The organism is Bacteroides sp. AR20, assembly GCF_964250605.1.
GTDB lineage: Bacteria > Bacteroidota > Bacteroidia > Bacteroidales > Bacteroidaceae > Bacteroides > Bacteroides uniformis.
The window spans coordinates 1-25,094 of the sequence record NZ_CAXUGK010000024.1; the positions used below are offsets into that span (position 1 = coordinate 1).

At 50.9% G+C, this 25,094-nt stretch carries 32 protein-coding genes and 2 pseudogenes; 3 read left to right on the top strand and 31 right to left on the bottom strand.

The features are described 5' to 3' along the window. Positions 1-100 precede the first annotated feature (100 nt). The 3 genes from ACESTD_RS12985 to ACESTD_RS12995 form a co-directional block, all read right to left on the bottom strand. Complete coding sequence (locus ACESTD_RS12985; RefSeq protein ID WP_225481737.1) at positions 101-778, bottom strand: hypothetical protein; 678 nt, start codon at positions 776-778, stop codon at positions 101-103. A 132-nt stretch (positions 779-910) separates the two neighbouring features. Continuing rightward, entirely contained in the window at positions 911-1,498 is a 588-nt protein-coding gene (locus ACESTD_RS12990) for a BACON domain-containing protein (protein ID WP_005801104.1), read from the bottom strand. Positions 1,499-1,518: 20 nt separating this feature from the next. Next, positions 1,519-1,839 carry a hypothetical protein gene (locus ACESTD_RS12995; RefSeq protein WP_032542278.1) on the bottom strand — a complete coding sequence of 107 codons (321 nt, stop codon included), beginning with the start codon at positions 1,837-1,839 and terminating at the stop codon, positions 1,519-1,521. A gap of 166 nt (positions 1,840-2,005) precedes the next feature. On the opposite strand from ACESTD_RS12995, the gene ACESTD_RS13000 reads away from it, so the two are divergent. Both ACESTD_RS13000 and ACESTD_RS13005 read left to right on the top strand, forming a co-directional pair. Next, positions 2,006-2,452, top strand: coding sequence for a hypothetical protein (locus ACESTD_RS13000; RefSeq protein ID WP_145992493.1), 447 nt, complete (start codon positions 2,006-2,008; stop codon positions 2,450-2,452). Next, complete coding sequence (locus ACESTD_RS13005; RefSeq protein ID WP_042987111.1) at positions 2,449-2,844, top strand: hypothetical protein; 396 nt, start codon at positions 2,449-2,451, stop codon at positions 2,842-2,844. The genes ACESTD_RS13000 and ACESTD_RS13005 overlap by 4 nt, the downstream gene beginning before the upstream one ends. 137 nt (positions 2,845-2,981) lie before the next feature. On the opposite strand, the gene ACESTD_RS13010 is transcribed toward ACESTD_RS13005, so the two are convergent. The 23 genes and pseudogenes from ACESTD_RS13010 to ACESTD_RS13120 form a co-directional block, all read right to left on the bottom strand. Further along, on the bottom strand, positions 2,982-3,449 hold the full coding sequence (locus tag ACESTD_RS13010; RefSeq protein WP_074910874.1) for a hypothetical protein: 468 nt from the start codon (positions 3,447-3,449) through the stop codon (positions 2,982-2,984). 112 nt (positions 3,450-3,561) lie between these two features. Continuing rightward, positions 3,562-3,915, bottom strand: coding sequence for a hypothetical protein (locus ACESTD_RS13015; RefSeq protein WP_225700288.1), 354 nt, complete (start codon positions 3,913-3,915; stop codon positions 3,562-3,564). 5 nt (positions 3,916-3,920) lie between these two features. Next, positions 3,921-4,385: a hypothetical protein gene (locus ACESTD_RS13020; RefSeq protein ID WP_074910872.1), complete on the bottom strand. Its 465-nt coding sequence runs from the start codon at positions 4,383-4,385 to the stop codon at positions 3,921-3,923. Positions 4,386-4,568: 183 nt separating this feature from the next. Further along, entirely contained in the window at positions 4,569-4,892 is a 324-nt protein-coding gene (locus ACESTD_RS13025; RefSeq protein ID WP_211435803.1) for a hypothetical protein, read from the bottom strand. Continuing rightward, positions 4,882-5,376, bottom strand: a complete 495-nt coding sequence (locus ACESTD_RS13030) for a TraQ conjugal transfer family protein (RefSeq protein WP_074910870.1) — start codon at positions 5,374-5,376, stop codon at positions 4,882-4,884. The genes ACESTD_RS13025 and ACESTD_RS13030 overlap by 11 nt, the downstream gene beginning before the upstream one ends. Positions 5,377-5,396: 20 nt before the next feature. Continuing rightward, positions 5,397-5,984: a conjugal transfer protein TraO gene (locus ACESTD_RS13035; protein ID WP_074910867.1), complete on the bottom strand. Its 588-nt coding sequence runs from the start codon at positions 5,982-5,984 to the stop codon at positions 5,397-5,399. 4 nt (positions 5,985-5,988) lie between these two features. Beyond that, positions 5,989-6,882, bottom strand: coding sequence for a conjugative transposon protein TraN (gene traN, locus ACESTD_RS13040; protein WP_074910865.1), 894 nt, complete (start codon positions 6,880-6,882; stop codon positions 5,989-5,991). Between the two features lie 36 nt (positions 6,883-6,918). After that, complete coding sequence (traM, locus tag ACESTD_RS13045) at positions 6,919-8,025, bottom strand: conjugative transposon protein TraM (RefSeq protein ID WP_074910862.1); 1,107 nt, start codon at positions 8,023-8,025, stop codon at positions 6,919-6,921. Next, positions 8,026-8,229: a hypothetical protein gene (locus ACESTD_RS13050; protein ID WP_103877992.1), complete on the bottom strand. Its 204-nt coding sequence runs from the start codon at positions 8,227-8,229 to the stop codon at positions 8,026-8,028. After that, positions 8,210-8,506, bottom strand: a complete 297-nt coding sequence (locus tag ACESTD_RS13055) for a hypothetical protein (protein ID WP_074910915.1) — start codon at positions 8,504-8,506, stop codon at positions 8,210-8,212. Before ACESTD_RS13055 ends, ACESTD_RS13050 begins: the two co-directional genes overlap by 20 nt. A 41-nt stretch (positions 8,507-8,547) precedes the next feature. Continuing rightward, positions 8,548-9,171 carry a conjugative transposon protein TraK gene (traK, locus tag ACESTD_RS13060; RefSeq protein ID WP_373158924.1) on the bottom strand — a complete coding sequence of 208 codons (624 nt, stop codon included), beginning with the start codon at positions 9,169-9,171 and terminating at the stop codon, positions 8,548-8,550. A 36-nt stretch (positions 9,172-9,207) separates the two neighbouring features. Then, entirely contained in the window at positions 9,208-10,227 is a 1,020-nt protein-coding gene (traJ, locus tag ACESTD_RS13065; protein ID WP_074910854.1) for a conjugative transposon protein TraJ, read from the bottom strand. Between the two features lie 23 nt (positions 10,228-10,250). Next, positions 10,251-10,877: a DUF4141 domain-containing protein gene (locus tag ACESTD_RS13070; RefSeq protein WP_373158925.1), complete on the bottom strand. Its 627-nt coding sequence runs from the start codon at positions 10,875-10,877 to the stop codon at positions 10,251-10,253. 30 nt (positions 10,878-10,907) lie between these two features. Next, positions 10,908-13,409: pseudogene (locus tag ACESTD_RS13075) on the bottom strand (TraG family conjugative transposon ATPase). Next, the gene (locus ACESTD_RS13080; RefSeq protein ID WP_074908856.1) at positions 13,372-13,722 is read right to left on the bottom strand and encodes a DUF4133 domain-containing protein; all 351 of its coding nucleotides are present in this window, start codon (positions 13,720-13,722) and stop codon (positions 13,372-13,374) included. Before ACESTD_RS13080 ends, ACESTD_RS13075 begins: the two are co-directional and overlap by 38 nt. Positions 13,723-13,732: 10 nt before the next feature. Further along, positions 13,733-13,948, bottom strand: a complete 216-nt coding sequence (locus ACESTD_RS13085) for a DUF4134 domain-containing protein (protein WP_085938935.1) — start codon at positions 13,946-13,948, stop codon at positions 13,733-13,735. A gap of 684 nt (positions 13,949-14,632) precedes the next feature. Next, a complete protein-coding gene (locus ACESTD_RS13090; protein WP_103877990.1) occupies positions 14,633-15,289 on the bottom strand; it encodes a hypothetical protein in 657 nt (218 codons plus the stop codon). 6 nt (positions 15,290-15,295) lie between these two features. Continuing rightward, complete coding sequence (locus ACESTD_RS13095) at positions 15,296-16,096, bottom strand: ParA family protein (protein WP_195286656.1); 801 nt, start codon at positions 16,094-16,096, stop codon at positions 15,296-15,298. Between the two features lie 296 nt (positions 16,097-16,392). Continuing rightward, the gene (locus tag ACESTD_RS13100) at positions 16,393-16,626 is read right to left on the bottom strand and encodes a hypothetical protein (RefSeq protein WP_008766505.1); all 234 of its coding nucleotides are present in this window, start codon (positions 16,624-16,626) and stop codon (positions 16,393-16,395) included. Continuing rightward, on the bottom strand, positions 16,623-17,552 hold the full coding sequence (locus tag ACESTD_RS13105; protein ID WP_373158926.1) for an amidoligase family protein: 930 nt from the start codon (positions 17,550-17,552) through the stop codon (positions 16,623-16,625). Before ACESTD_RS13105 ends, ACESTD_RS13100 begins: the two co-directional genes overlap by 4 nt. Positions 17,553-17,698: 146 nt before the next feature. Continuing rightward, positions 17,699-18,487: a ParA family protein gene (locus ACESTD_RS13110; protein ID WP_074908865.1), complete on the bottom strand. Its 789-nt coding sequence runs from the start codon at positions 18,485-18,487 to the stop codon at positions 17,699-17,701. A 95-nt stretch (positions 18,488-18,582) separates the two neighbouring features. Next, positions 18,583-18,969, bottom strand: coding sequence for a DUF3408 domain-containing protein (locus ACESTD_RS13115; RefSeq protein ID WP_074908868.1), 387 nt, complete (start codon positions 18,967-18,969; stop codon positions 18,583-18,585). 25 nt (positions 18,970-18,994) lie between these two features. After that, a complete protein-coding gene (locus ACESTD_RS13120; RefSeq protein ID WP_074908871.1) occupies positions 18,995-19,411 on the bottom strand; it encodes a DUF3408 domain-containing protein in 417 nt (138 codons plus the stop codon). Positions 19,412-19,532: 121 nt separating this feature from the next. Between ACESTD_RS13120 and ACESTD_RS13125 the strand changes: the two genes are divergently transcribed. Continuing rightward, positions 19,533-19,706, top strand: coding sequence for a hypothetical protein (locus ACESTD_RS13125; protein ID WP_164674624.1), 174 nt, complete (start codon positions 19,533-19,535; stop codon positions 19,704-19,706). 1,104 nt (positions 19,707-20,810) lie between these two features. Here the strand turns inward: ACESTD_RS13125 and ACESTD_RS13130 are convergent. From ACESTD_RS13130 to ACESTD_RS13150, 5 genes and pseudogenes are all read right to left on the bottom strand, one after another. Beyond that, positions 20,811-21,146: a RagB/SusD family nutrient uptake outer membrane protein gene (locus ACESTD_RS13130; protein WP_229040303.1), complete on the bottom strand. Its 336-nt coding sequence runs from the start codon at positions 21,144-21,146 to the stop codon at positions 20,811-20,813. A 25-nt stretch (positions 21,147-21,171) separates the two neighbouring features. Continuing rightward, positions 21,172-21,309 (bottom strand): RagB/SusD family nutrient uptake outer membrane protein, encoded by a 138-nt coding sequence (locus ACESTD_RS13135; RefSeq protein ID WP_252199434.1) that lies wholly within the window; start codon positions 21,307-21,309, stop codon positions 21,172-21,174. Between the two features lie 10 nt (positions 21,310-21,319). After that, a complete protein-coding gene (locus ACESTD_RS13140; protein ID WP_181035911.1) occupies positions 21,320-21,601 on the bottom strand; it encodes a hypothetical protein in 282 nt (93 codons plus the stop codon). 78 nt (positions 21,602-21,679) lie between these two features. After that, positions 21,680-21,923: pseudogene (locus ACESTD_RS13145) on the bottom strand (chromosome partitioning protein ParB); the annotation flags it as partial. A gap of 422 nt (positions 21,924-22,345) precedes the next feature. Then, positions 22,346-24,997, bottom strand: a complete 2,652-nt coding sequence (locus tag ACESTD_RS13150; RefSeq protein ID WP_373158927.1) for a fimbrillin family protein — start codon at positions 24,995-24,997, stop codon at positions 22,346-22,348. Between the last annotated feature and the right edge of the window lie 97 nt (positions 24,998-25,094).

The following is a 25,094-nucleotide window of genomic DNA, read 5'->3' on the forward strand; positions in this document are numbered from 1 at the left end:
TTCTTCTTTCATAAAAAAAACTGTGTTAGCAAAGTTAATACTTTATTCCTTGCTGACACAGTTTAATTTACATCCTCTTATAACGTATTCTTTTCCGTTGCTACTTATTCTTAATAGGAACTACTGAAAACACTGTATAAGTGGCAGGAACGGTAACGATTATCCCCTTTGGACTTTCAACCTCTGTATGAGAATCAACTCCATTGTTATTCAAATACCAACTCAACTTTTGTTTTGTTACGACAACAACCTTTCGTCCTGTTACCCTGTCCGTTCCTTCGTATGTATAAGATTCTGTTCCGCTACTTTTATATTTGACACCCAAATTGATAATATCCCCTCGGACATTGATATAGATGCCGTATGTCTTGTCCGAGCCGTCGTAGGAGATTTCAAGTTTTTGCGTCCAATGCTTCATGTCGTTGTCTGTTATTAAACAGCCTCTTTCATAGTTGCATAAACGGACGTTTCCATGAACTAACACTCCTTTATCGGGAGTTGCAGAATTTTGACCTTGAACATTTGTAAATGCTCCAATCAGCATAATAAATACTGATAAAACGAAATACTTTTTCATAATGGCGAAATTTTTCGAGTTTTTCTCAGACAGCCAGTGAGAAATTACGTTATTACAAAGAAAGTGGACTGCCACCTGTGTGAACTCGAAAGCATCGCCAAACGCTTGTACAAACACACAGATGAACAGCCCACTTGATATAGGTTGCCCACTGTGCCTCGTTTGTACTTTTTGTTGAATTGGCGATTCTTCGAGTATCAAGGCACTTCCTTTTATTATCCACAATGTTTAGCCTCGGAAGGCTACTGCAAAGATAGCTGTTTTTGACTTATATTCATCAATACTAAGGCAATTATATTGATATTTACATCATTCAAATAGATATAATTGCCTTTATTCCACAAAAACAAATTTCATTGCAAGCACTGAATTTATGCGAATCTCGTAGCCTCCTTTTGTATAATCTTCTGAAATAATCTTGAGTAATTTTTGGTATAATAATCCAGGGTCACCCCATATTCTCCCCATATTTGCATTTGAAGAGATAAAGTTTGCATCATAGGTTCCACTACTGTCAATAATATGAGCTACGATTTCGGTTACATTACTGAAAGGGTCGTAGATGAGCATTTTTTGAGTACTTCCCATTCCCCACCCTTCTCCTAAAGAAGAGTCATAAGCGGAAGGATCTATACTTTTTATTTCTGATATCGAATAAGCTCCTTGTAATACACCCGATGAATCCACTTTAAGATTTCCAATGAATTTGTTCATATTCAGTACAAAGGGAAATCTGATTGGAAAGTAAGGCATCGCATTTTGGATAACTTGAACAGACTTAGAAACTCCACCGCTTGCATTAAAATTCAGTATTTCAGAACGTTCTTTCAGGAGTATATTAGGTTCAGCTGCTACACTAATGGTATTGCTGCTACCTGATGTTCCACTATCGGGAGTTACTGTAATAAAATTCTTTTTCATACTCTTCAATATTAAAATGGCTATCTATTCAAATCAACTTTTGTTATCCACAGGTAATTGTCCGTTCCAAATTTGAAATCTTCTTTATGGATAGATTGGGTACGTTCCAATAAAGTCTGTTCGGTCATACCATTGGCAAAGTTGTGACCGACATTCAAGACAAGAGTAGTGATGTCTTGCGCATCATGGACTTCGTTAAATCGGCATTCACGAGTTTTAAGGTGTACGTCATTCACAAGGAATACACGGTGTTCACCCAACACGTCAAGGATTAGAACCTTGCAATTACAGTTCATAACCAAGCCTTTGCAGGCTTTCAAAATGTTTTCGTCTAATTTCATATTCAGTAATTTTTAATGATTAATACTAAATATATAACGTGAATGCTTAAAGTTATTATTTTGTCTTTAAAGATTGAACAAGATATTTATGATAAACGTTTTTAATACAAAATGTATAATCATCAATCGGAACTTTTCGTATATTTGCAATAAAATCAATTTCAAAATGGAATTTGAACGAAAGCAAATAGATGAAGAACCAAAAAAATTAGGGAAAATTGATTCTGTAAATACAGATTCTATTAGTACAGATTCTGTGAAAAAGAAAGATGCTTTTTCTCTGATAGATAGACAAGTTTCTGAATCCGATTTAAAATCATTGGGTACTCTTCGTTGGTTATTAAATGAACACGATAAATATGAAGAGTGCATTAAACAATTAGATGATTATAAAGAGAAATTCTATAACTGTGATAAAGAGAAATCTGTAATTGAAGAAAAATTGAAAAACAGTACGTCTTTTGACATTTTGTACAGTCTTTCTTTATCTGCAGGTTCAGCACTTATTGGAGTTGCACCTTCAATATCTGATGATATTTCTAAATGGATATTACCCATTATTGGAGGGCTTTTATTTATAGGTGGAATCATAACTAAAATTGTACACAAATGATTATTGAAATAGATAGCATTAAAGATTCAGGTAATTTGGAAAAAGAAAGAGTTATTTTCAAAGTTATCGAAAATGGCGATTTAGGTAAATATATGGTTGCTCAAAGCATTACCATAAATGACACCAGTTTTTCTTCTAAATTACAAAATTTATATTGGTTTCCAGATAAAGAATTAAAAGCTGGAGATTTAGTTGTTTTATATACTAAACAAGGTGAAAAAGGAAATTCTGTAAATGAAGATGGGTCCACAACATACTTTTATTATTGGGGATTGACTTCCACATTATCAAGTATAGAAAAATCATGTGTTGTATTATTAGAAACTTCATGGAGTACTCAAGCTGTTCCGAAGCCTGAGTTGCAATCAGAAATAGATGGTGAATCTAAGTAACGAATAAAAAAAATAGAATGGTGGAATTTTTACCATTCTATTTTTTTTTATTCGTTACTTTTCCAACTTTCCAGTGTAGATATGTATATCAGTACCTTATTTTTCTTTATTCCCGTACTCATCCGGGAACGGGAAGGCTATAGTTTTGGCCCCCTCCGGTTTTCCTTTTCCCTGAGTGTCCGGGTATCCCGCCGCGTCTCCTGCTGCCGTAGCGTGTCGGCAAGTATCCGGATGAAATGCCCGTAATCCTCCACGAGCTGCTGGACGCATTCGAGCCGCAGCGTGTGCGCCATGTTCGCCATCGGGCTTGTACTGCGGGCGGCGATGTCCTGCCTGAGCAACGTGTCCAGGCAGACATTCTGCCTCTTTTTCAGATACTCCAACACTTTTTCCGGACTGCCCGATTCCCTTGCCTTCTGTCTCAAGTCCCTGAAACATTTGTACAGGTAATACTCCTTGTACGCCTCTTCCGCGTGTGACTCGAAAAAGGAGAGGTAATCCTCACCGGCTTTTGCCGCCTTGTTCTGGATCTTTTCGTCCAGGAGTTCCATTTTCTCATTCAGCCGGTCCATAAACCGGACCATGCCTGGGTTCTGTCTTTCCATACCTTATCGTTTTAATCCGTTTGTCCTATGTCTTATGGGTTGTCTGTTTTCCTTTTTCATGTCCTCTTCCGGCTGTCCAGGGAAAGGATACGCGAGAACTCCATGCAATCTTTCAGCACCTGCCGCGAGCATTCCAGCGACAGCGCGCGGCAGGTGTCCGCCATCGGGTGGGTGCCGCTTCCCGCCGACGTCCGCCCGCCAGCCTTTCCCTGTGGTACATGGCGATATCCCCGAAATACCTCTTCAGATCCTCCACGTCATCCGTCCTGCTGACTTTATTACGTAACAGGCGGTAATGCCCGCGCAGTAGCTCCCCCTTGTACAGGTACGCGGCTTTCCACTCAAAGAAACGGCAGTAGTCCGTAGAGGCGGACTCCAACCCCTCGCGCATGGCATTCTCGACGGCTGCGATCTTGTTGTCCAGCAATTTCCGTAGTTTGCGGACGATCCAGTTTTCCTGCCTCATATACGTTACATCTTTAATCCGTCCTGCCTCTTTCTTTCAGGGGCCTTCTTCGTTTTTATCTCCTTTTGGGGAGCCTTCATGGACAGAAGCCGTTCGAAGCCCGCATAATCCTTGACCAGTCTCTGCATACATTCCAGCCGGTAGGTATGTGCCAGATTGAAAATGTCGTCCGTGCTACGCCTGCGGATACTCCCGCTGACCAGCTCCTTCAGGCATTCCTCCCGTTTATGCCGTATATATCCATGTACCTCTCCGGGAGCTTCCGCCTGCCTGATTACCTGCCGGAGTTCCCCGTATCGCTTTACCATGAAATGGGACTTGAACAGCTCCTCCCCGTTCCACGCAAAGTGATAAAGGTAATCCCGGTCCAGTTTATCCCGGTTCTCCTTTATGCTTTTTTCCTCGTTCCGTATCCGCATGTCCAGATACTCGGCAAGCCGCTCCATGCCGTATTTTTCCTCTTCCGTCATATTCTATAATACTTTTTTTTCCACTGTCACGATCGTATCATTATGCCACCCGCCATGGGCGACCAATAGGATCTCTATGATTTCAAAACCGTATTTCTTGCCTATTCCACCAGAGTTCCATCCGCAGGTGATTACAATGCCTCCTTTTTTTACAATTCGGCCGATGGCCTCTTTCTGCCTGCTTCAGTATGAAGCCTGGGTGGTTTGCATATTGACCGTGATCCCTAACGCTTTATAACATTCCGCAACTTGCCGTGGAGAATAAGGAGGATCATATAGAACCGTATCCACACTATCCAGTTTAAATAAATTCAGGAAATCCGTGGCATCCATATGAAAATCAGTATCATACTGGGGATCAATATCATTCGTTACGTTCGCAAGCCTGTTCCCGGCCGCAAACGGATCTATGATATAGCCGTTTGCGTATTTTTGAATGAGTTCCCGAATAGGCTTGATACTGAATGTACGACTGTTGGGCATTTGCCAAACTCTCCTAATCAACATATGATAACTTATTTTTAACGATGTCGGCCATATCTTTATCCTCTATGGAGAACGGGATGTCCAGTGTCCGTTCCACGCCGAAGTTGTCCACCGCCACGAATCGGATCCCGGGATTATCTTCTCCCGTGTTCCGGTAAAAGAGGGTGAATATCTGACGGAGGATGTCCGTCGTGTCCAGCCCCGCGATGCCGGAGAGCTCCGTCAGCTCGCGGTTCACCAGTCTGGTGCCGTCCGCAGCGAACACCTCACCGTCACCCTCCAGCTGTATGTATCCGATGCGGTAACGGGCCTCCCGGTAATCCCCCTCGCGGTCAAGCGTCAGACGGATCTCCACCGTCTCGTCGGGTGCGATGCCTTCCTGCAGGTACCAGGAAGAGAGCGAGAAGTCGTATGCCTGCCGCACTTCCAGACGGTCGTCGCAGCCGGCGAGGGTGTACGCCAGCAGAGCCAGCGCGCATCCCATGATGAATGTTCCTAATTTCATTGTTTCCAGTTCTTAAAAGATTAATCGATGATATATTTCAGTCCGACGGCCACTACCGTATGGAAATGTCCTACGGACGATCCGAAGAAGACACGCTGCCGGACATTGAAAAGAAAAGCCCAGCGGTCGGTCAGGTACGCCTCCATCTCGAATGCCGGGGCGAAGCCGTAGATGAAGGCACCTTTGTGCAGCAGGGTCGCCCCGTCATAAAGGAGCCTGCCATTCCGGTTTACCCTCTCATAACCGGCCAGCGCGGACAGGCCGGCGGAGAGGAACACGTTCCTGCCCCTGTCCGAGAGGAACGGGAAGAGACAGCCCGCCTCCGCGGTGAACTGCTCCTTGGGAATCGCTATTTTCTTATAGGCGTAATGCTTCTTCACATAATCCGCCCCGAATACCCAGCGCGAGCGGTTGCGGTTGTAACGGCTCAGGGCCAGTCCGATCTGGAAATTCCCCCTCAGGTGCCTTACGTTCCTTCCGAAGTCATCCACGCCGCCCAGCCTCAGTTCAAGCCCCATCTGCCCGGGCAGGTAGCGTTGGGCGGAAACCTTGCCCGCCAAAGAGGACAGGAAGACGCACATCATTATTATAAACAGATATTTCCTCATAGAATTACTCCTTTATCAGTTCGTCCACCAGTCTGGCGTCCACCAGGTCACTGTTCTCGATATGGAACCGCTGGTGGCGTCCGCCGCCTTTCTCGTAAATCTCCACCTCGATGAGCTTGTCATCGGGGATGACCACCTTGTGGAAAGCATAGACGATGCGTCCTTCCCCCTTGCCCTCTATGCGCCTCAGCTCGTTGAGCGCGCGCACCGGCTCGATGTAGGTCTCCTGCTGTGCCGTTCGCTTGGCCACTTTCTTGTCCACCACCTTGAAGCGCACGAAGTCAATGTCGAAGGGCACATGCGAGGAGTTGGCCAATGAGATGTGGAGGAACAGCAGGTCCTTATGCACATAGACGCCCTTGAGCAGGGCCTGCATCCCGAACTGGCGGCAGCCGATGTGCTTCACGTCCCTGCGGTCCAGACGGTGTACGGTGTACATCAGGCTGGCGATGACCGAAGGGTCCTCCTCGCCGAGCTCGGTCACACGGACGGCGCTTCCCTCAGTGGAGGGTTCTGCCGGAAACCGGCTGTCCATATTGATGTTCAACGCTTCCGGCTCCTCCTCGTAGGAGACGAGGAACGAATAGAACGAGCCGTCGCCCGTGATGACCGAGAAGTTCGTCTCGCCGGGGAAATCCCGGACAGCCGCCTTTACGCGCACCACGTTCTCCACGCCGTCCGCCTTGCCCGCGATGATGTCCGTGCTGCCCAGGTCGACATAGCGGACCTCCGAGGGGAAAAGGATATGAACCGTCTTGCTGAACGGCACGCCGATCCTGTAGGGCGTGATGTGCTGGCCGGCGGTCAGAATCCTGACTCCGCCCTCCGGCTTGCGCTCCTGCGCCCGGCAGGTCATCCCCGCCAGCGCAGCCATGATTAAAAGAATGAATGTTCTCATCTTGAATGATTGCTTAAAAATTACAGTTAAACTTTGTTATTGCTTTTTTGTGACCAGCAGCACCTTGTACCCGGCCTTCAGCTTTACCTTGACCGCCTTGACCCGCTGCGAGATGAACCGTGTCCCGCCTTGCAGGACACCCCGCGTGAGGTCCATCGCCACCTGCTGCCCGGCGGAACCGGCGAAGGAGATGCTGCCTCCCATGCTCTGGCTCACGTCCCCCAATACTTCCTTGGCGGCCGTCCGGCTTTCCGATCCCGGCACGAAGATGCCCCGCTGCCCGTCAATGTCATATGTGGCTAGTTCTACCGGGATGATATTCCCGGCATATTCGATGCTGCTTACTAGGATGTCCAGACGTTCCCCCCGGATGTCGGCCGTACCGGTCACCAGGCTGTTGGCCGGTATGGTGACGCTTCCGGCCTGCAGGGGCTCGAGCAGGCGCAGCTTCACCCGTCCTCCCTGCTCGAGGGTCTGGCTCTCGGAAATGCAGGCCGGGATGGTGTTCATCCCCATCCGGTAGCTGCTGCCCACCGCCGTGTTGAAACCGTAGTTCCTCTCCACGGCCAGTGAGGCGACAAACGCGGAATCCGTCAGCGGCTGCTCCAGGGCGGAGGTCGTTCCGCTCTCCGCCCGGCTGACAGGGACAGGCTCCGGCTTTTCTTCCTCCTTCGCCTCGCCGGGCGAGCCTTCCGGGTTGGGGGTCAGGTACCTGGCGGCCATCCGGTAGGACTGTTCCATCATCCGCTCGCGGGATTCCGCTCGCCGGTTTTCCGCTTCTGCCTCTTCCAGCCGGAGGCTCAGTTCGTCCACTTTTTCCTTCAGGGTACCATCGGCTGTTCCCTGCGGTGTCTCGTAGAAACTTTCCAGTTGCTCGGTGATCCTTTCGTAGGTGTCCGCCGACTGCCGTATGCTTCCGTCCGGGCCGGATACGCTGTCCGTCTGTCCCTTACCTTCCAATAACCTTCCGGCAAGGTCGGAGAGCGACTGCATCCGTCTGTCTTTCTCACGCCGGACCTGCTGTCTTTCATAAACGTCCGTTTTATTCCCTTCCAGTTGGACCGCTGCCGGGTCCGGTACGTTCACGTTGAATCCGGAACCGCCCGCCACCGTTTCCCCGTTGTCACCGGAAGGGGCGAATATTCAGTAGAGGACAGCCAGGAATACCAGCACGAAGACCGGTATGACGATGTATTTCCTGCGGCGCAGGATTTCCTCCCCGCTAAGCCGCTTTTCCGGTTTTGTCCCTTTGGAGGGGATATCCCCGGCTTCCGCCGGCCGTGTGCCTTCCGGGGCTTCCCCGGCGGGCACGTGTCCTTCTTCCATGTTACTCTTCCTGTTTTCCATTCTGCTGGGGTTGTTTAATGGTCCGGTAAATACTTGTTACTTGTCCTTTCAGGGGATCGGGCAGCCTGCGCAGGGTATCCGTGAGGCTGCCTTCCCCGAAGGGAAGCTCCATGCGCTCCCTTGCCGGTGTCAGCCGGCCGGCGGCGCGCAGCAGGACGATACCCGATGCGATGCAGGTGAAGGCCAGCATCGCCACGAGGATGCCCCGTCTCTGTTTCTCGGAAAGGCCGTCCAAATATGCCTTCAGCCTTTCCCTTGCCGTTGATTTTATATCCATTTTCCAGATATTATTGAATGATTGATTACTGCGGGACACCGTTACCTTTCCACGGTACGTAGGTCCCTGTTTTCCAGAATCTCGAAATGCTCCGCAAGGAACCCTTGCGGGTTGTTGTCCGAGCGGACCGTGCTCTGCAGGCGGCAGCGTGTCACCAGGGAGCGTTCGGTGATGTTGCTCCCCCGGATGATCATCTGCCGGGCATAGGTGGTGACGCGGTAGGGATAGCTGTCGAAATCGCAGCTCATGCTGTCCACCACCACCGTCTGGTTGACGCTCCCGCTGATGAGCCGGTTGTAGAAACCTTTCTCGTTCCAGTCCCGGTAATACCCGTACAGGCTCTTGTCGGCCAGGTACATCGCCCGGTTTATGTTCGACTCGATGGCCGCCTTGTCGGGGGCCAGCGTGAAGAACAGCTCGTGCAGGCGGCGCACGTGCTCCCTCGCTTCCACCGGGCGGTTGCGCTCGGCGTCCTGAGAGAGGGCCATGATAAGCGACTTTCCCTCGTCCAGCACGTAGATCTTCTCCCGCTGCTCCTCGGCGAACCGGTAGGACTTCCAGACGGAGAAAACGGTCAGGAGGGTGCAGGAGGCGAGAAAGACGATACTGAACAGGCGGATCTGCCTGAACGAGGACTCGATGTTTTTTAAGCTCTTGAATTCCATGTCTTGAAATGAATGAATGTTATTATTCAGTCGTTTTTACTTTTTCAGCAGCACTCCGGCCACGTTGCCCGTGGATGCCCCGGCTACGGCCCCGCCCACGTTGGCGGCCTTGCTTGCCGTGTTGTTCATGTTCCGGTTGTACGCCCCCATGCCTCCGGCCTGGACCACCCAGTTCGCCACGGTAGGGACGCAGAAATATCCCACCAGCCCTATGAGCATGAACACCAGATAGATGGCTGTCGATCCGTCCGGGGAGAAGACGCTCAGGGGATCCTGTATCATTTCCATCTCGCTTTGCAGCACCAGCGTCTGTATCCTGGCGAGCATCACCCCCAGCAGGTCGGAGATGGGCAGCCAGAGATATACGCTGATATACCGTGCCAGCCACTGGACGAGCGTGCCCTGGAAACCGTCGAAGACCGAGATAGCGAAGGCTATAGGCCCCAGCACGGAGAGGACGATGAGAAAGAAGGTGCGGATCGTGTCCACCACCAGCGAGGCGGCGCGGAAAAGGAACTCCATCACCTTGCGCATGATGGTCTGCACGATGCTTTGCAGGGAGAACGAGTAACAGGAATGAGACATCCGCTGCATCACCGCGTAGTCCTCCCCGTTCCAGCCCATGTCGGCGATCTCCTTCTCCAGCTCCTCGTCCGTGGGATTGAACTCCCCGGTCACGGCCACCTTCAGGGGCATCTCGGCGAGCAGCCTGTCCTTTTCCTCCTGGAACTTCCTCACGTCGAAGGTCTGGTCGTGGAGCATGGCACCCGTTCCCTGCACGACGGGGCTCAGGATACCGTTCAGGCTCCCCAGCACGATCACGTCAAAGAACAGGATGCAGATGCCCAGACAGAAAGGGCGCAGCATGCCGAACACGTCCACCGGCTCGGCACGCGAGAGGGACTGCCACACGCGGTAGGCTATGTAGAAGAGCGCACCCAGGGCGGCGATGGCCGTGGCCAGCGTCATCATCGGCTGGCAGAGTTCGGTCATCTCGTCATACAGCCGGCGCAGGATACCGTGCAGGCTGTCGAAAGATAGGGATAGCAATACCATATAGTCTGTATCTTTTTAAAGGTTTACCAATAGCGTTCGTTCTCCCCGTAAAGCTTCAGGACCTGTTCGGTCTCGCCCTTCTCCCTGACCCGCAGGTAGGAGACGCGCAGGTTCTTTCGGGTATAGTAGTTCACCAGCGTCCTGTAATGCCGCATCTCGCGGTACACCCTTTCTATGAGGTCCAGCCGCTCCTTGTCGGTCATGGACATGCCGGTGGGGTTGATGATGTCCTTCAGCTCGGCCACGGACGCGCTGCTTTTTTTCATGATGTTGTTGTAGCCGAAGGCGATGGCCTCCAGCTCCCGCTGCGTGTAGTTCTCGTCGGTGAGCATCTTCCCGTAGTTCGTCACATAGCTCTCCGAGATTTCCGAGAGCATCAGCACGGACTCCTTGACCTTCAGGCTCCCGCTCACCAGCGAGTTCACGCTCTTGAGCATGTCGTAGTATTTCCGGCTTTGCTCATAGATCTTCGAGGCCTCCTTGAAGGTGGACATGGCGTTCTGCGCCGTCTCGGAGGTCTCCACCATCTCGTTGACGCTGTTCACGATGCCCTGCGCCAGATTGCCCGGGTCGGTCACCACCCATTGCGCGTGCATGGCCGGTACGGTAAGTAAAAAGGCGCACAATGCGCTGAAAATTTTTCGTCTCATTGAATCGTTCTTTTAAATGTTTTACAAAGATTATTTCCTGCCGCTGTTCTTTTCGGCGGCCAGTACCCGTATGGCCTGTTCCATGCTGCCGGTCTTTGCCGCCATCCGTTCCACTTCCAGCTTCTCGCTCTCCTCCGTCGTGTAGGTAAGGTACTCGGCTGTGGAGGTCTCCGTGGCATAGACAGCCGACTGCACGCCTCCCAGTCCAATTCATACCTCCTTGTACCGGCGTGAGGGGTCGTTGGCACGGTTGATGGAGAGGATCTGCGAGCATTCCTTGTCGGTCAGTCCTAAAAGGGTCTGTATCCGTTCGAACTTATTGAGGTACTTCCTCTGGTCCAGCAGGATCTTGCAGTCCGAGTTGTTGATGATGGCCTCCTTCACGATCGGGGACGAGATGATGTCGTCCACCTCCTGCGTGACCACCACCGCCTCCCCGAAATACTTTCTGACCGTCTTGAAAAGGTACAAGACATAGGCACTCATATTGGCCGACATCAGGGCTTTCCAACATTCTTCGATCAGTATCATCTTCCGGATGCCCTTCAGGCGGCGCATCTTGGAGATGAACGTCTCCATGATGATGAGCGTCACCACCGGAAGCAGCACCTTGTTCGATGATATGTTGTCCAGTTCGAAGACGATGAACCGTTTGTGGGTCAGATCGATCTCCTTGTCCGAGTTCAGGAGGAAGTCATAGTCCCCTCCCTTGTAGAACGGCTCCAGCACGTTCAGGAACCCGTCGATGTCGAAGTCCTTCTCGCGCACCCTCTTTTTCTCCATCATCCGGCGGTAGTCGTCACGGACGAACTCGTAGAACCCGTTGAAGTCCGACCGGAGCTCCGGGTTTTCCGTAATCCTGCGGATATAGGCGTTCACTGCGCCGGAAAGGGCGACCTCCTCGGAGCGTTTCGGCACCTCGTCTTCCCGCTTCCAAAGCGTCAGGATCAGCGTCTTGATGCTCTCCCTCTTTTCCACGTCGAACTGCCGGTCCTCGCTGTAGAAGGGATTGAAGGTGATCGGGCGGTCCTCCTCATACGTTATGTAGATCCCGTCCTCCCCGCGGGTACGCTCATGGATGAGCCGGCACAGCCCCTTGTAGCTGTTTCCCGTGTCCACCAGCAGGATGTGCGCGCCCTGCTCGTAATAGTTGCGCACGAGATGGTTGGTGAAGAAGGACTTGCCGCTGCCCGAAGGTCCCAGGATGAATTTGTTGCGGTTGGTCGTGATGCCCCGCCTCATCGGCTCGTCCGAGATGTCCAGGTGCAGCGGCCTGCCGCTCAGCCGGTCCGCCATCTTGATGCCGAATGGCGAGGGAGAGGACGCATAGTTCGTCTCCCCGATGAAGAGGCATGCCGCCTGCTCGATGAACGTATGGAAAGACTCCTCAGCGGGAAAATCACCCTCCCCGCCGGGGATGCCCGCCCAGTAGAGGGTCGGCGCGTCCACGGTATTGTACCGGGGCTTGCAGCCCATCTGTGCCAGTGCCGAACCGGTGTCGTTCTTGACATTCCTTAGTCTTTCCCGGCTGTCCGCCCAGGACATGACGTTGCAGTGGCAGCGTACGGGGATCAGGCCGAAGGAATGCGCCTCGTTCAGGTATTCCTCGATCCACTGGCGGTTGATCTGGTTGGTGCGGCTGTAGCGTGAGAGGGACTGCATGTTCCGGGCCGTCTTCTCAAGACGCTGAAGGGTGTCGGCCGGATCGTCCATGAACACGTACTGGTTATAGATATGGTTATGGGAAAGCATCAGCCCCACGGGGGCGGCAAAGGAGAGGCGGCAGTCGCTGCGGTCGGTGGAATACTTCTCGAACCGCCCGTCCGTCCGCACCGCGGCGGGCAGGTCGTCCGCGTCGGAAAGCGTATGCACCGAGAGGATCTCGTCTCCGATACGCATTTCCGCGGGGGAAAGGCTGATGTCTTTCAGTGTGGTGGTGTTCTCCTGCGAGAGGGAGAAATACTTCTCGATGATGCCGGCCTTCTTTCCGGTACCGACAATCTCGTCCGTCGTGAGGCGTTCAAGCCCCACCAGCCCTGAATCGCCCATGATGCGTTCGAACTGGTCCACGCTCTCCATGAACCGGACCACCGCCTCCCTGTCCCTTGCCTCCCGGGGAATGATGGCCCCCCGGCAAAGGATGGAGAAGTTGCTCTGCTGCAGGCTTCTTTCGCGGGTAGTCCGGGTAATGAACAGGTAGGCGTAATGGTTCAGGAAGGGACGCTCGTTGAAATGCAGCTCGAAGCTGCGGTCCAGGAATCCCATGTCGTCCCGGCCAGTTACGGCCCTGTATTTTTCCTCCAGGAACCAGTCCTGTCGGTGGACGACCGTGTAACAGGGCAGCACCTTTATGGCTTTCACCCACGCCCCGTGCATGGCGGCGTACTCCGCCGAGGTGAGGGTGAACAGCTCCGGCAGGCGTACCTTGAAGCCGACGGTCACGTCCGCATCCTTGGAGAGGATGCATCCCCTTTCGACCGAGAGGACCGGGAACTTACTTTCCAGTGTTGCCGCTTTCAGGATGTTTCTCATGACTGCTTCGTTTAAAGAGTGAAATGATACGTTTACGATTGATAATATGGAAGGGGCGGCACTTTGCCGCGGCCAGTTTCATCAGTCCGTGGGGACCGTACTTCCTGCCCAGGCGGAAGACCGTGAGGACCAGGGTCGAGGCCGAGACTATCCCGAAGAGGATGCAGAACCACCGGTTCACCCCGGCCATGTACAGGATGACGAACACGAGGAAGACGGAGAGTAGGCCCCCGGCAAGGACATAGAGATACTGCGCCTGCAGCCCGCTGAATTCCACGCCCCGGTCGGCCCCTTTGTTCACTTTATGTTCCATGACCGCCGGATTACAGGAAGAACGCCCTCAGGACGGTGGCGGCCACGATCAGGAACACGCAGGCTCCGAACCAGCTGCCGGCAACTTTACCCGTATCGGGATCGCCTGACGAGAACTTTGAATACACTTTTATGGCTCCGATAAGCCCGCAGAGCGCACCGGCCGCATAGATCAGCTTGGTGGCGGGATCAAAGTACGAGGTCACCATCTGCGTGGCCTGTACCAGCCCGGCGGACCCGTCACCGACGGCGAACGCGGGGGCTGTTCATGTGGCCAGTCATGCCAGCAGGAAGACCGTTTTTGCCGGTATGCGCCCGATAAGGGATACAAATACGTCCGTCACTTTGCCCATAGGGGAGAATCTTAAAAATGAATGGGATCTTGAATGTATCATTGTTTTTATACCTGTATGATTAAAATGTTAGACTTTCTTTTTTAACAGGCCGCAGGCCGGATGCCCGCGGCTTGTCCTTGCAACCACATGTTTACTACCGGCATCAGCCGGAATCATAATAACCTCGCATAGTTACCTCCTTCCTTAATTGTTCGTCACTCGTGTTATTCTCTCTTCAGAATGGGATGTCCGCCGGATCATCCCGAGTCATAATATCCGTTTGTCATTGTACTTTTTCTTTGGATGGTTGTATTTTTCCCTTTCCGCTACCGGAGGAAATCATCCTGAGTCGAAATATCCGTTTGTCATACTTCTTTTTTTACCTGTTTAACGTAATGTCAGTTTTCTTCGGGGACGGGATTCCGGGATCATCCCGAATCGTAATATCCGGTCATCGTTACCTCCTTCTTTTAAATCCGACTTTGCCGCTCGGCGGCTTTTGCTTTCTTGGAAAAATGTCCGCGATGCGGATCAGCTTGAATCATGATACTTCGCCATACATTATAATATTATTGGTTATCGGGGTATGAAATCCATGATATCGAAATCTCTGATTATGCTTTCCCTGTCCTTTCCCGCCAGCAGGAGCGGCTCCCTGTCACTGTCCACGTACAGTTCCATGTACCGTTTCAATGTCTCGTCGCTGCCCAGGATGCCGGCCTGCAGGATGCGTTCCATGTCGGTCCCTTCCAGCCGTTCCAGTGTCTGGCGGGCATGGGACCGTTCCGGTTCCGAAAGGCGGTCCGTGGCCATGAACCTGGAGAGCAGGTCCATGTCGTCAAAGGTCACGCCTCTGGCGCGGTGCGGATCGGGACGTTCCACATAACCGGTGATCTCGTAGCGTTCCGGCACCTCACCGTCCTCCGGTCTTCCGAAAGGGGCGGGGAATTCGGGCACGGGTGCCTTTCTCCCTTTCATGGTCGTATCCGTCCGCTTTTCGCTCATCGCGTATTCCTCGTCCATAGGCGGGGATTGCCATAACCGGTACCGGCTTCTACCGATGACAGCTTCCTCGGACGTTTCCTCCCGTGGTTCCGCCGGTTCTTCCTTCACCGGAAGACCGGAGGCAGGACGCTGTCCGCCCCTCCATTTAAGGACGCTGCCCGTGTGGACGTACTTCTCTACGCTCAGGTAAGAGGTGTACAGGAACAGAAGGATGAATGCGTACTCCATACCGGTCTACATAAGGTTTGTCATGGGGGATTCCCCTTGTTTTTCCGCAAGACCGATGATACCGCATATCTCATCCACCAGCTCCATGAGTCCCGAACCTTTTACCTGCTGGTTGTCGGGTAACAACAAGGTGGAACGGAAAATGCCGCCTCGCATGCTGCTTGCTTCCCGATTGTAACGTTTGGTCTCCGGGACGCAGGTTGTCATCAGGTGCAGTTTTGAGTCACATATGGTTTTGTTCCACGCCTCGAAGGTCCCTTTGTCCTCCCGCTTGTCGATCATGTTCCAGAAAAGATGGATTCCTTTCAGGGGATAGTCCTCATGGGAAACCAGTTCCTCCCGGATTACAGAGGCAAACTGCAGTGTGCTCTGCATCACGGCATCGTCCGCTTTTAGCGGAATGAAAATGTGGTGCATCAAGGCCAGGGTACGGATCATCCCCATGTAGCGGAATGCGCGGGGCAGATCGAACAGCACGATATCGAACTCTGTCTCCTGTTCTCTCATATAACGGTAAAAGTTCTCCACCGCGTTCTCCGGCTCGCTTTTGATGATCGGATAGGCCTTTTGCGGTTTTTGTTTGTACTGGCGGTAAAGGGCCATTTTCAGGGAATCGTTTTCCTTGACGCATTCCAGGTCACGGTCCCGCATCAGACCGATACTGTGCTGGGGCGGGTCACAATCCACCACGGCAACGTTGTATCCCCGCTGGTAACGCAGGATACCGGCCGTGAGCACGGTGAAGGCAGTCTTGCCGACTCCTCCCTTCTGGCTGGCAAATGCGATAAACAAAGGTTCTTTTTTCATGTGCATTTCTTTTTTATGGTTATTTCCGGCAAGCTTTCCTGCCGTTTCATGCCACAAAGGAAATAACAAGCGGAATGACCTCAAATACCCTGTCATGTATTGTCATGGATAGTCAGTTTTTGTCATGGAGGAAGGGGCGGTGAAAAGAAAAAAATGCTTTCCCGAAGGGAGTCGTGAAGCCAGCCTCCCTTTGGAAAACAGGATACGGAGGACATCCGGTTCCATGGAAAAAGAAAAAATCCCCGCCAGCACATTTCAAGACCGGCGGGGATCGCAATAATAAAGGGGCGGACTTCTCAGCCCTTGATATAACCGTACTTTTTCAGGTCGTCCATGAAATGCTCCGGCGTGTCGGTCCTCACCGTCACCCCGTGCAGTTCCCTGTACCGCCCGGAGAAATTCACCATGTACTCCCCGTCGGTGCACCCGCTGTCAAACCAGCTGCCCTCACGCAGGACGCGTACAAACTCGGAAGGGTCGGAGGCGGCAATCCTGCCGCCGTCTGCCAAAATATACATATGCTTGTTCATGCCGATAATTTTTTAGTCCTCAGTTTATAATATAGTTTCTGTTCATCGTCCAGGAAAGGGATGTCACGGAGCGCGGTGGCTGCGGGCACCTGTCCCCTTGTGGCAAAGGTAACCAATTTATGGAGAAACAGCACCCAGTTACGCATTTTTGTGAAGTTGGTCGTTCCCGAATGCTGGCGGAACTCGACCGTCTTGTGCCGTGAATAAGCTTCGAGATTCACCTTGTGGTAACGGTTGCCGATTCTGTTTTTCAGCTCGTCCACCGTCCTGGCCGAGCGTATCGTCTCATCAGATACATGGCCCAATCCCTTGCAATAGTAGTTATCCCTGCGGGATGCCGGCATGAACCTGTCGATGACCGATTCCAGATGTTTGTAACTCAGGGCCAGGTTACGCCAGGTCGCCATGCTGAAACCGGCGGCATCGATATGCACGTGAAGCCCGCAGCTCTCGTTCACTTTCACGTCACACAGGTCAAGCACCCAGCAGACCTTCTCCAGTTCCCGTAACCCGGTTTCACCGACCAGGATCGGACTGACCAGCTCGAAGGTGTCGTTGCCGTTCAGACTGCTGTCCGTCACGAGCTTCCAATGCGGACGGGTGGTATGGTTGTAGCCTTCTACCGTAACCTCGATACCGGCTTCCCTAAGCTCGCGGGCGAGCCGTTCACGGGAGCAGTTGTAAGCCTCGATCTCGATACCGAACTTGCGGTTGAAAGTGTAATCCAGTGCGACTGTCGCCGGATGGGTATTCAGACCGCTCTCACGCTCACTCATCCGGCGCAGGGCGTTCACTACAAAACCGTAATTGCCGTTGGTCACCACTCTTACGATTTCCGCACGGGGAACTCCCAGAAGGAACAGCTGCCGGATCTTGCTTGTCTTTGTTGTTTCTTGTGCTAAAATGCTTCTAACTTGCTCGTTCATAATTTGTTACCTCCTTTATTATTATACTGCTAAGGTAATGCTTTTATAGGAGAAGTCGTAATTATAAGAGCCTTATTATCATGCTATTAGCTTACTTTGTCTTAGGCTAAAAGTCCTTATTTAAGGTGTCTGTACCCTATCATCCGCTACCGGTCGGTGTCGGATTCCTCCAGACCGATGGCGGGGCATATCTCCTCCACCAGTTCAGGAAGGCCGGAGCCTTTCTCCTGACGGGGATCGGGCGGGAACAGCGTGGAGCGGAAGATACCCTTGCAGACAGTATCCGCCTCCCTGTTGTAGCGGAGGGTGTTCGGGATGTGTGAGGACAGCAGCCGCAGCCCCATCCTGTGGATGACACGGTTCCAGGCATCATACAAGTCCTTCCGGCCCCGCCTGTCCACCATGTTCCAGAACAGCCGGATCCCTTTCAGGTTGCAGTTCCCCTTGGCGATCAGCTCCTCCTCCAGCACCTTGGCAAACTGCAGGGAACTCTGCATGACGATGTTGTCCGCCTTGAGCGGGACAAAGATATAGTCCATCGCGGAGACGGTATGGACCACCCCCTCGCTGCGGAGCGTTCCGGGAAGGTCGAAGAGCACGATATCGAAAGTCTCCCCTTTTTCGTCCATATAACGCCGCAGGTCTTCCACTGCCTTTTCCGGGTCGCTTTTGATGACCGGATAGGCAGGCTTCCGGATTCTCTCGTACTGCCGGTACAGGTTTACCTTCAGGTCGTCATTTTTCATGACACTCTCCATGTCCCTCTCACGCATCAGGGCGATGCTGTGCTGCGGGGAGTCACAGTCCACAACCGCCACACGCAAGCCTTTGCGGTAATGCAGGACACTGGCCAGCAGTACCGTAAAGACGGATTTTCCCACGCCACCCTTCTGGCTGGCGATGGCAACCAACAACTCTTTTTCTTTTTTCATCATACTTCTTTTTCCATTAAATGTTAAACACTATTGTTTCTGAAGCAAAAAAACGATGCTCACACCGGGGGAGATCCCCTGTCATGGGGAACGGGCCTTTATGACCGGCCGGGCAGGGACTCCTCCAGAATCATGTCCACCGTTTCCCTGTATTCTTCCAGATGCCGCGAGACAAGGTGGTTGATGAACCCCTCCAGCGTGACCTTCCCGTTTCTCGAGGCTCCCGCCAGAATGGACAGTTTCCGGTGCAGGGCGGCGGGAATATGCAACGACCGGCGCTGCACGCCCGCAATGCCATGCAGGTATTCCTTCCCGTAGACGGACGGCTGCATGGGGCCGTTTTTCCTTGCGGGCCGCATAATGTCGTTACCGGACGTTCCACGTCCCTGCCGGGGACAGGCTGGCGCTTCCCCCATGATCTCACGGATGCGGTCTGCGTCCATCCCGCCGGGACCCATCCGGTCTTTTACGTTCTTTCCTGTCATGATATGCCTTCTTGATGACAACGTTTTATCGGCGGGCCGTTCCTCCCGGCTGCCCGTCCTCATCCCAGGGACGGTAGACCTCACCGAGCAGGGCGGCGATATCCTCCCTGTGTTCCTCCATATGGAGCTCCAGCAGCCGGATGATAAAGCCGGAGATGCTGCCACAACCGGCGGCCCTGACCAGCATGGCGATCCGGCGGTGCAGTCTCCCGTCAATGTATGCGGTCTTCCACTCAGCGGCCTTGGGAGCGGGAACCAGAAACCTCCTCTTGTATTCTTCCGGGTCTGTCACTTTCCCTGCCCCCACCGGCCTTTCATACCCCGGCATCCTCATCGCCGGTTCCGGGGATGGGGAAACGGGATCTGACAGAAGGTTCCCCGTGAGTCCGACCCTCTCGAGAACGATATCGGAAAGCCGGTTCTTTTCTTTTTCTGAGTTCATATCTTAAAATCTTAAATTATTAAATTACACAACTGGTATTGTATCGGAATACAAAATAAAGGAAGAAGAGGACAGGACGGAACCACCTGTCACTTATAGTCATCCAAAGTCGGTTATTGTCATGATACACATGACGCTGCGTTCGAACGGTTATTCCTATGCGGAGGTGACGTCAGAGGCCCGCTGCCGTAGCGGCGTGGAGAAGCGGCGGGATTCCGTTTCCTTGTCCACCGGTCCTTTTAAATCCTTATGGGCAGGTGTGGGAGCACACATCCGTCCTGATACGGATTCTTAAATTATCGGTCTGCAGAAGTGTATAAGTAGTAACCCGTTAATGGAGACGATGAAAAGAAGCCATAAGGCGTACACGGTTACATGCCCGTTCTCCATTTGCAGAAGTGTAGAAGTGGTAATCCATCAATGGAGACATGAAGGAAAATCATAAGTCGTACACGGCTATATGTCCGTTCTCCATTTATAGAAGTGTAGAAGTGGCAATCTATTAATGGAGACAATGATAAGAAATCAATAAGACGTACACGGCTATATGCCCGTTCTCCATTTGCAGAAGTGTAGAAGTAGCAATCCATTAATGGAGACAATGAAGAAAAAACATAAGTCATACACGGCTATATGTCCGTTCTCCATTTGCAGAAGTGTAGAAGTAGCAATCCGTTAATGGAGACAATGAAGGAAAACCATAAATTGTACACGGCTATATGTCCGTTCTCCATTTGCAGAAGTGTAGAAGTAACAATCCGTTAATGGAGAATAAGGTATGGAAAGAGTTGATTTCCCGTATATTCGCCTCCTCATCCCCGAATTATGGGCGTAAGTCACATGGTTATGAAGAGATATCCACCCTTTAATGGGGAGAACAGCCGGCAAATATCTAATGGAAAAAAACCACAAACCACAGGAAAATATCCACACAACAACCTGATACACAATAATTATTGGAGAAACGTGGTCCGCTCCTGCGGACAGCAAGTTGTGTTTTCGTTTAACCGAAAACGAACGGTTTAACGGCGAATACGCCGACAAACCATTTCAGCCTTTGCCTCCAGAGTCGGTATGTTTGTAAGTGGAAAGACAATCGCATTAAAAACAGAAGCAATTTACCATATTTAAAAAATCAGAAAACTTTTTATGGAGCATATAATCTGTAAAAATATTACATAGAAATTGAGTGCACAATCTTATTCAATGAGTGATTGAAAAGATTGTGGAGCTTGCTTTCTTATAACATTTCATGTCATCTACTGTTATGAATAAATATCATTGGGATAAATCGGGAAGGTGTATTTGATATGTCAAAAATATTATTCCATAAAGAGTAGGCAATAGCCCGCAAAAAAGACGCCACCACAAACAAAATTGAAGTAACTTCTCAACTCATTTAATTTTTTCCAACTAAGATTCTGTTTAAAAGCGGATTTTTAAGTAATTCTTCATCGGATATAGAATACAGGTATTCCTTGTCACTCCGTATACATTTGTCAACAAACTGACGGGAATAAATCAATCTGTCGTCCTGTTTCTCAATCTCCACCACATAGATATCCATTGTCTGAGGAGCGATTTTCCATCTTCTGGTATCACAGAACCGGTGCCCTTCAAAAGCGAGTTCCACTCGGCGTTCATTCCTGATCCGTTCAAGAAAATCATCCGAAGCAACTCCCGGCATTCCGGCATGTGCCCTCAGTTTGTCGATGGCTGCCCGTGGGGATGACATAAACGCATTATCGGTATAATCTGGATTACCATAAGCCAAAAGCTTCCGTATAGTTCAACAATACCTCTGCATACCTGAAAAGTATCCAGACATGGCGATCGGTAGTCGTACTGTTCGGATTCAGACTGATTGTTTCGACAAATTCATCGGTTGCGTTTCCCATGCCCTAAGGATCACAATACTTCCATCACCCTGATACACTCGCCGTCAACCAGACATGGGTATTGTGCCAAACGTTTCAGCATTGGTTCCAGCGAAAACCCTCGTATGAGCTTGTGATGTCTCCTGTCGCTGCAAAGCACACTTTCCATCTCCATTTCAGGAAAGTAAAACTGCAAGTGGACGGCAGAAACATCGAAAACGACGGGACCATCTTCATAAAGGTAGATATAAATGTCTGACACATTTACACTTTCCCTTTCCTTGATTAAATCTGTAATTTCCATCTTGTAGATTCATAAAATTATTATAACCGGCTTATCTCCTTCTGTATTTTTCAGTGCTAAACATTTCCAATACCTGTGTAAGATTGCTTATTCCACAGCCATTCGGAACTCTTTATCGGCAAACAGTTCCGCCAATCCCAATACCTGTTTCAAACGAAGCAACTCATCCTTGTTCATGCCTGAGTTCCTGCGTATCCACATGTCCGACATTCCCGATCACGTAAGTTCCCTTACCAGCCGTGTATAAGCTCAATCTTGTGCATCCCGCGGGCACGGTTATGACGTATAGTAGAAGCCATCGTTCAGCAAGGTCCTTACGGACGACAGCAACAACACTTGTCAGGAGCTTTAATAAGGACCGTTCCTCTCCCTGACGGAAGAAACACAATAATTGTCTATTTTGTCACCTCCGCCAGTCTTTCTTTCCACAGACATGAATGCCATCACCTTTTCTCCCTGATATAGGACACGCCATGAAAACCTCCAAAAGGATTTGTAAGGGTAGATATTATTCGCCCTCAGGTATGCCTAGCTAAACACTAAATGTCCCACGACCTGATAGAGTTCGGAAGAATTGCCTTCTAATATGCGTACTGTAAATTTCATAGGCTTACATTTTATAATATCTTTATAAACTTCCTGCCCTGCCTCTCTATTCTTGTCATAGACATATATTCCCCGAAGGCTGCTTTGAGAACCCTCGGGAAATAACATCAACCAAACATATCCCTTCTTTCACCCATTTTTCTCTCTTTAATCGCTGCAAGGACGGATACTTCCTGCAAATGCCCGATGGGTCTTATTCCGATTCCTTAAGTAGTCTTTGCCTATATCCATTCCTTGAGCATCCTGCATATCGTATGGAATTCCATACCAATAGTAACCCCAAACATTGACTCCTTTGACTGCGCTAGTGACATAATTACGCCATCCAGTGGACGGAAAAAAGATGGTACGACTTCTTGTTGCATCCGTGTATAGACACCAACCGATTCTATTATCATCATAAAAACCATTAATTTCAGATGTAGATTCTACAGACTCTCCTGTTGTAGTAAATCCAGAAAAACAGTTGGAAACAGGGAGTCTAAAACCAACAGGACACGGATCGTAAATAGTCTTGATAGTAACAGATGGATCAGAGAATGAAACTGAGCTATTATTCGCAGACCACAGATTCAAGAATAATTTGTCCGCCGTATTTGTAGCATGCATCACATTGGGTTTAAGGATATAATTCTTGATACAAGCTGCACCTGTAGAAAGATTTGCCTTCGCAGGATTGTCCGTAGATGGTATTCCCTCCTTGTCATACCAGGTTTTGGTTGTGTTATCCATTCCGTTCGAAGGATAGAAGGGATCTTTACGCCCCCATTCATAATAAGGATGGTTGTCTCCGGTAGCGATTACGTTCGCCAACTGCTTGATGGTTATTTCCTTACTCTGGTCTCCGGCAGTGAATTTTACCTTGCAACTCCGTTCGGCATAGGTAATGGTATTGCCGTCGCACTGCCCCAGATTAACGGGCATAAAATTGTATTTTACGTTTTGATGGTTGGTTATCTCAATCACATCGTTGATATCTTCGTCCGTGACCCAGACATGCCAGGACCAGAGGATGGCATCACTCGCATCCTTGATCGCAATGACGGCATTGCCTTGCCGGATAGAAGAACGGTCCACTTTGAAAGAGATATTGCCGCCATTGGAACCGGCATTGTATTCTATATCCGTAACCAGGTTCATCGCATCCTGCCAGACCAGTTCGGCCTTGGCCGGCGTACATCCATTATTATTAGCGATGTATGGATCCGTGATCCCGTTCCCGGCATGGTTGATGAAAGGATTCAGGATATTGGTCCCTGTTGCCGTGGAGGTATACGCCGAAACGTTCGTGGCCGCGTTCTTGATCGCATTGCCATATACCAGCGGCAAAGAATAGTGACCGGGAGCGCTGACCACGTAACAGTTGGCCGTGTTCTCAACGCTGCTCCCCCCGGTGCTGCTGGAAAGGTTGTACGGTGTGGTTTCAGAACCCTTGGCCGTGGCCGCTTTCAAGGCAGCCGTATGGAAATCATTTGATATTCCGGTCTGCGCCTCGACCGTCGCATCACAAGGTTGCGCCGAGTCGCCGCCGGTACCGGATGCCGTGAATGTGGTAAGCCACCCCGGTTTGGTGTCTGTCCACGTGGTTCCGTCTTCTGCATATTGTGCGGTCCATTCGGCAGCCTCTTTTTCCCCCTGGGCGTTTTGCCTGTAACTGGTAACACGATATTGCTGTGTACCACCGGCATATGTAAAATCGGCCAGGGCAGTGACATCAAGCGTGTAAGTCCAGTTGAGGGAACTACTGGATATTTTGTAGGTGACAGTCTTGCCCATCGGCCACTCACTTCCTTTTATATCGGCTGTTAAAGTGTGGTCCGTATGGGTGTCGTCTGTGAATAAGACTTCTATCTGCGCGTCCTCAGGAAGCTGCTGGGGCAGCATCATAAAGGTCTGCGCCTCACTCGTGAGCGCCTCGTCAGCTGTTCCTGTCGTCACTTTATCCAATGTCTGTGAGAAGGTGGCGGGACTCCCTACATTGCTCCATGACTGTGTGCCCATGTTATAAGTCCCTTTGGAATAAACGTTTTTCAAACTGACGCTCTTTACGGTACCTCCCCGCATATCATTCCCGCACACGAATCTGACGGCGGTCAGGGCATGGTTGAAGGTCAGCGCAACGGCCGTGTTGCTGTTTCCCCCGAGCTCGGATGACCGGGCTACCAGCAGGTCCTCCTGTTGGCTCACCTCTTCCGGCACGGTCACGCTGATACGGGGGGAGCCGGCCTGCCCTTGCCCGGAAAACACGTACCGGGCGTTCCCTTTGGGTGCATAGGCGAAGAACCTCATCTTGTAGGAAGCTCCCGGCCAATAATAGGCGGAAGATAGTGTATAGTCGCTGCCGGACTTGCTGGCTGTGGCGTTGTAGAAATAGTTGGGTGTCGTCCGGCTCTCGTCCCAGTCCCCCGTGTAGGCGTAGGCCGATACCCCGAAATGATCGTACATATTCTCTGCACTCACTCGCGCGGCGCGGGTCATCCGGACAGCAGCATCCTTACCTTTGGAGAAGGAAGAAACGGCGATGCTGTCGGTGTATAAGGTGTGCAGGTAAAGGGGCGTGCGGCCGCCTTGTAAGGGAGAGACACTGCCCCGCGGCATGTCTGTACCGGTCATGGAACGTGCCAGTGGATCCCAGCTGGATTGTATTACAGGGGTAAAAGAGATACTTGTGGAAGTTTTGTCACGTTCCAGATCATCCTCACAGGAGGAAAGACAAAAAATACCGGCGACAAAGACGAAAGGCAGCAGACGCGAAAGGTCTGCTCTGCCAGAAAGAAATATAAATCGTCTCATATGCATATAAGATTAAAAAATGTGTATCAATAATATAAACATCGAAAATAATTATCTCGTAAGATATCCGGAAAAGGAACGGACAGGGTGAAAGATATACGGC

Coding starts and splice junctions, on each gene's coding strand:
- ACESTD_RS12990 (WP_005801104.1), bottom strand. CDS start 1,498: ATGAAAAAGAATTTTATTACAGTAACTCCCGATAGTGGAACATCAGGT.
- ACESTD_RS12995 (WP_032542278.1), bottom strand. CDS start 1,839: ATGAAATTAGACGAAAACATTTTGAAAGCCTGCAAAGGCTTGGTTATG.
- ACESTD_RS13000 (WP_145992493.1), top strand. CDS start 2,006: ATGGAATTTGAACGAAAGCAAATAGATGAAGAACCAAAAAAATTAGGG.
- ACESTD_RS13005 (WP_042987111.1), top strand. CDS start 2,449: ATGATTATTGAAATAGATAGCATTAAAGATTCAGGTAATTTGGAAAAA.
- ACESTD_RS13010 (WP_074910874.1), bottom strand. CDS start 3,449: ATGGAAAGACAGAACCCAGGCATGGTCCGGTTTATGGACCGGCTGAAT.
- ACESTD_RS13015 (WP_225700288.1), bottom strand. CDS start 3,915: ATGAGGCAGGAAAACTGGATCGTCCGCAAACTACGGAAATTGCTGGAC.
- ACESTD_RS13020 (WP_074910872.1), bottom strand. CDS start 4,385: ATGACGGAAGAGGAAAAATACGGCATGGAGCGGCTTGCCGAGTATCTG.
- ACESTD_RS13025 (WP_211435803.1), bottom strand. CDS start 4,892: ATGTTGATTAGGAGAGTTTGGCAAATGCCCAACAGTCGTACATTCAGT.
- ACESTD_RS13030 (WP_074910870.1), bottom strand. CDS start 5,376: ATGAAATTAGGAACATTCATCATGGGATGCGCGCTGGCTCTGCTGGCG.
- ACESTD_RS13035 (WP_074910867.1), bottom strand. CDS start 5,984: ATGAGGAAATATCTGTTTATAATAATGATGTGCGTCTTCCTGTCCTCT.
- traN (WP_074910865.1), bottom strand. CDS start 6,882: ATGAGAACATTCATTCTTTTAATCATGGCTGCGCTGGCGGGGATGACC.
- ACESTD_RS13050 (WP_103877992.1), bottom strand. CDS start 8,229: ATGGAAAACAGGAAGAGTAACATGGAAGAAGGACACGTGCCCGCCGGG.
- ACESTD_RS13055 (WP_074910915.1), bottom strand. CDS start 8,506: ATGGATATAAAATCAACGGCAAGGGAAAGGCTGAAGGCATATTTGGAC.
- traK (WP_373158924.1), bottom strand. CDS start 9,171: ATGGAATTCAAGAGCTTAAAAAACATCGAGTCCTCGTTCAGGCAGATC.
- traJ (WP_074910854.1), bottom strand. CDS start 10,227: ATGGTATTGCTATCCCTATCTTTCGACAGCCTGCACGGTATCCTGCGC.
- ACESTD_RS13070 (WP_373158925.1), bottom strand. CDS start 10,877: ATGAGACGAAAAATTTTCAGCGCATTGTGCGCCTTTTTACTTACCGTA.
- ACESTD_RS13080 (WP_074908856.1), bottom strand. CDS start 13,722: ATGGAACATAAAGTGAACAAAGGGGCCGACCGGGGCGTGGAATTCAGC.
- ACESTD_RS13090 (WP_103877990.1), bottom strand. CDS start 15,289: ATGGAGTACGCATTCATCCTTCTGTTCCTGTACACCTCTTACCTGAGC.
- ACESTD_RS13095 (WP_195286656.1), bottom strand. CDS start 16,096: ATGAAAAAAGAACCTTTGTTTATCGCATTTGCCAGCCAGAAGGGAGGA.
- ACESTD_RS13100 (WP_008766505.1), bottom strand. CDS start 16,626: ATGAACAAGCATATGTATATTTTGGCAGACGGCGGCAGGATTGCCGCC.
- ACESTD_RS13105 (WP_373158926.1), bottom strand. CDS start 17,552: ATGAACGAGCAAGTTAGAAGCATTTTAGCACAAGAAACAACAAAGACA.
- ACESTD_RS13110 (WP_074908865.1), bottom strand. CDS start 18,487: ATGATGAAAAAAGAAAAAGAGTTGTTGGTTGCCATCGCCAGCCAGAAG.
- ACESTD_RS13115 (WP_074908868.1), bottom strand. CDS start 18,969: ATGACAGGAAAGAACGTAAAAGACCGGATGGGTCCCGGCGGGATGGAC.
- ACESTD_RS13120 (WP_074908871.1), bottom strand. CDS start 19,411: ATGAACTCAGAAAAAGAAAAGAACCGGCTTTCCGATATCGTTCTCGAG.
- ACESTD_RS13125 (WP_164674624.1), top strand. CDS start 19,533: ATGATACACATGACGCTGCGTTCGAACGGTTATTCCTATGCGGAGGTG.
- ACESTD_RS13130 (WP_229040303.1), bottom strand. CDS start 21,146: ATGTCATCCCCACGGGCAGCCATCGACAAACTGAGGGCACATGCCGGA.
- ACESTD_RS13135 (WP_252199434.1), bottom strand. CDS start 21,309: ATGGGAAACGCAACCGATGAATTTGTCGAAACAATCAGTCTGAATCCG.
- ACESTD_RS13150 (WP_373158927.1), bottom strand. CDS start 24,997: ATGCATATGAGACGATTTATATTTCTTTCTGGCAGAGCAGACCTTTCG.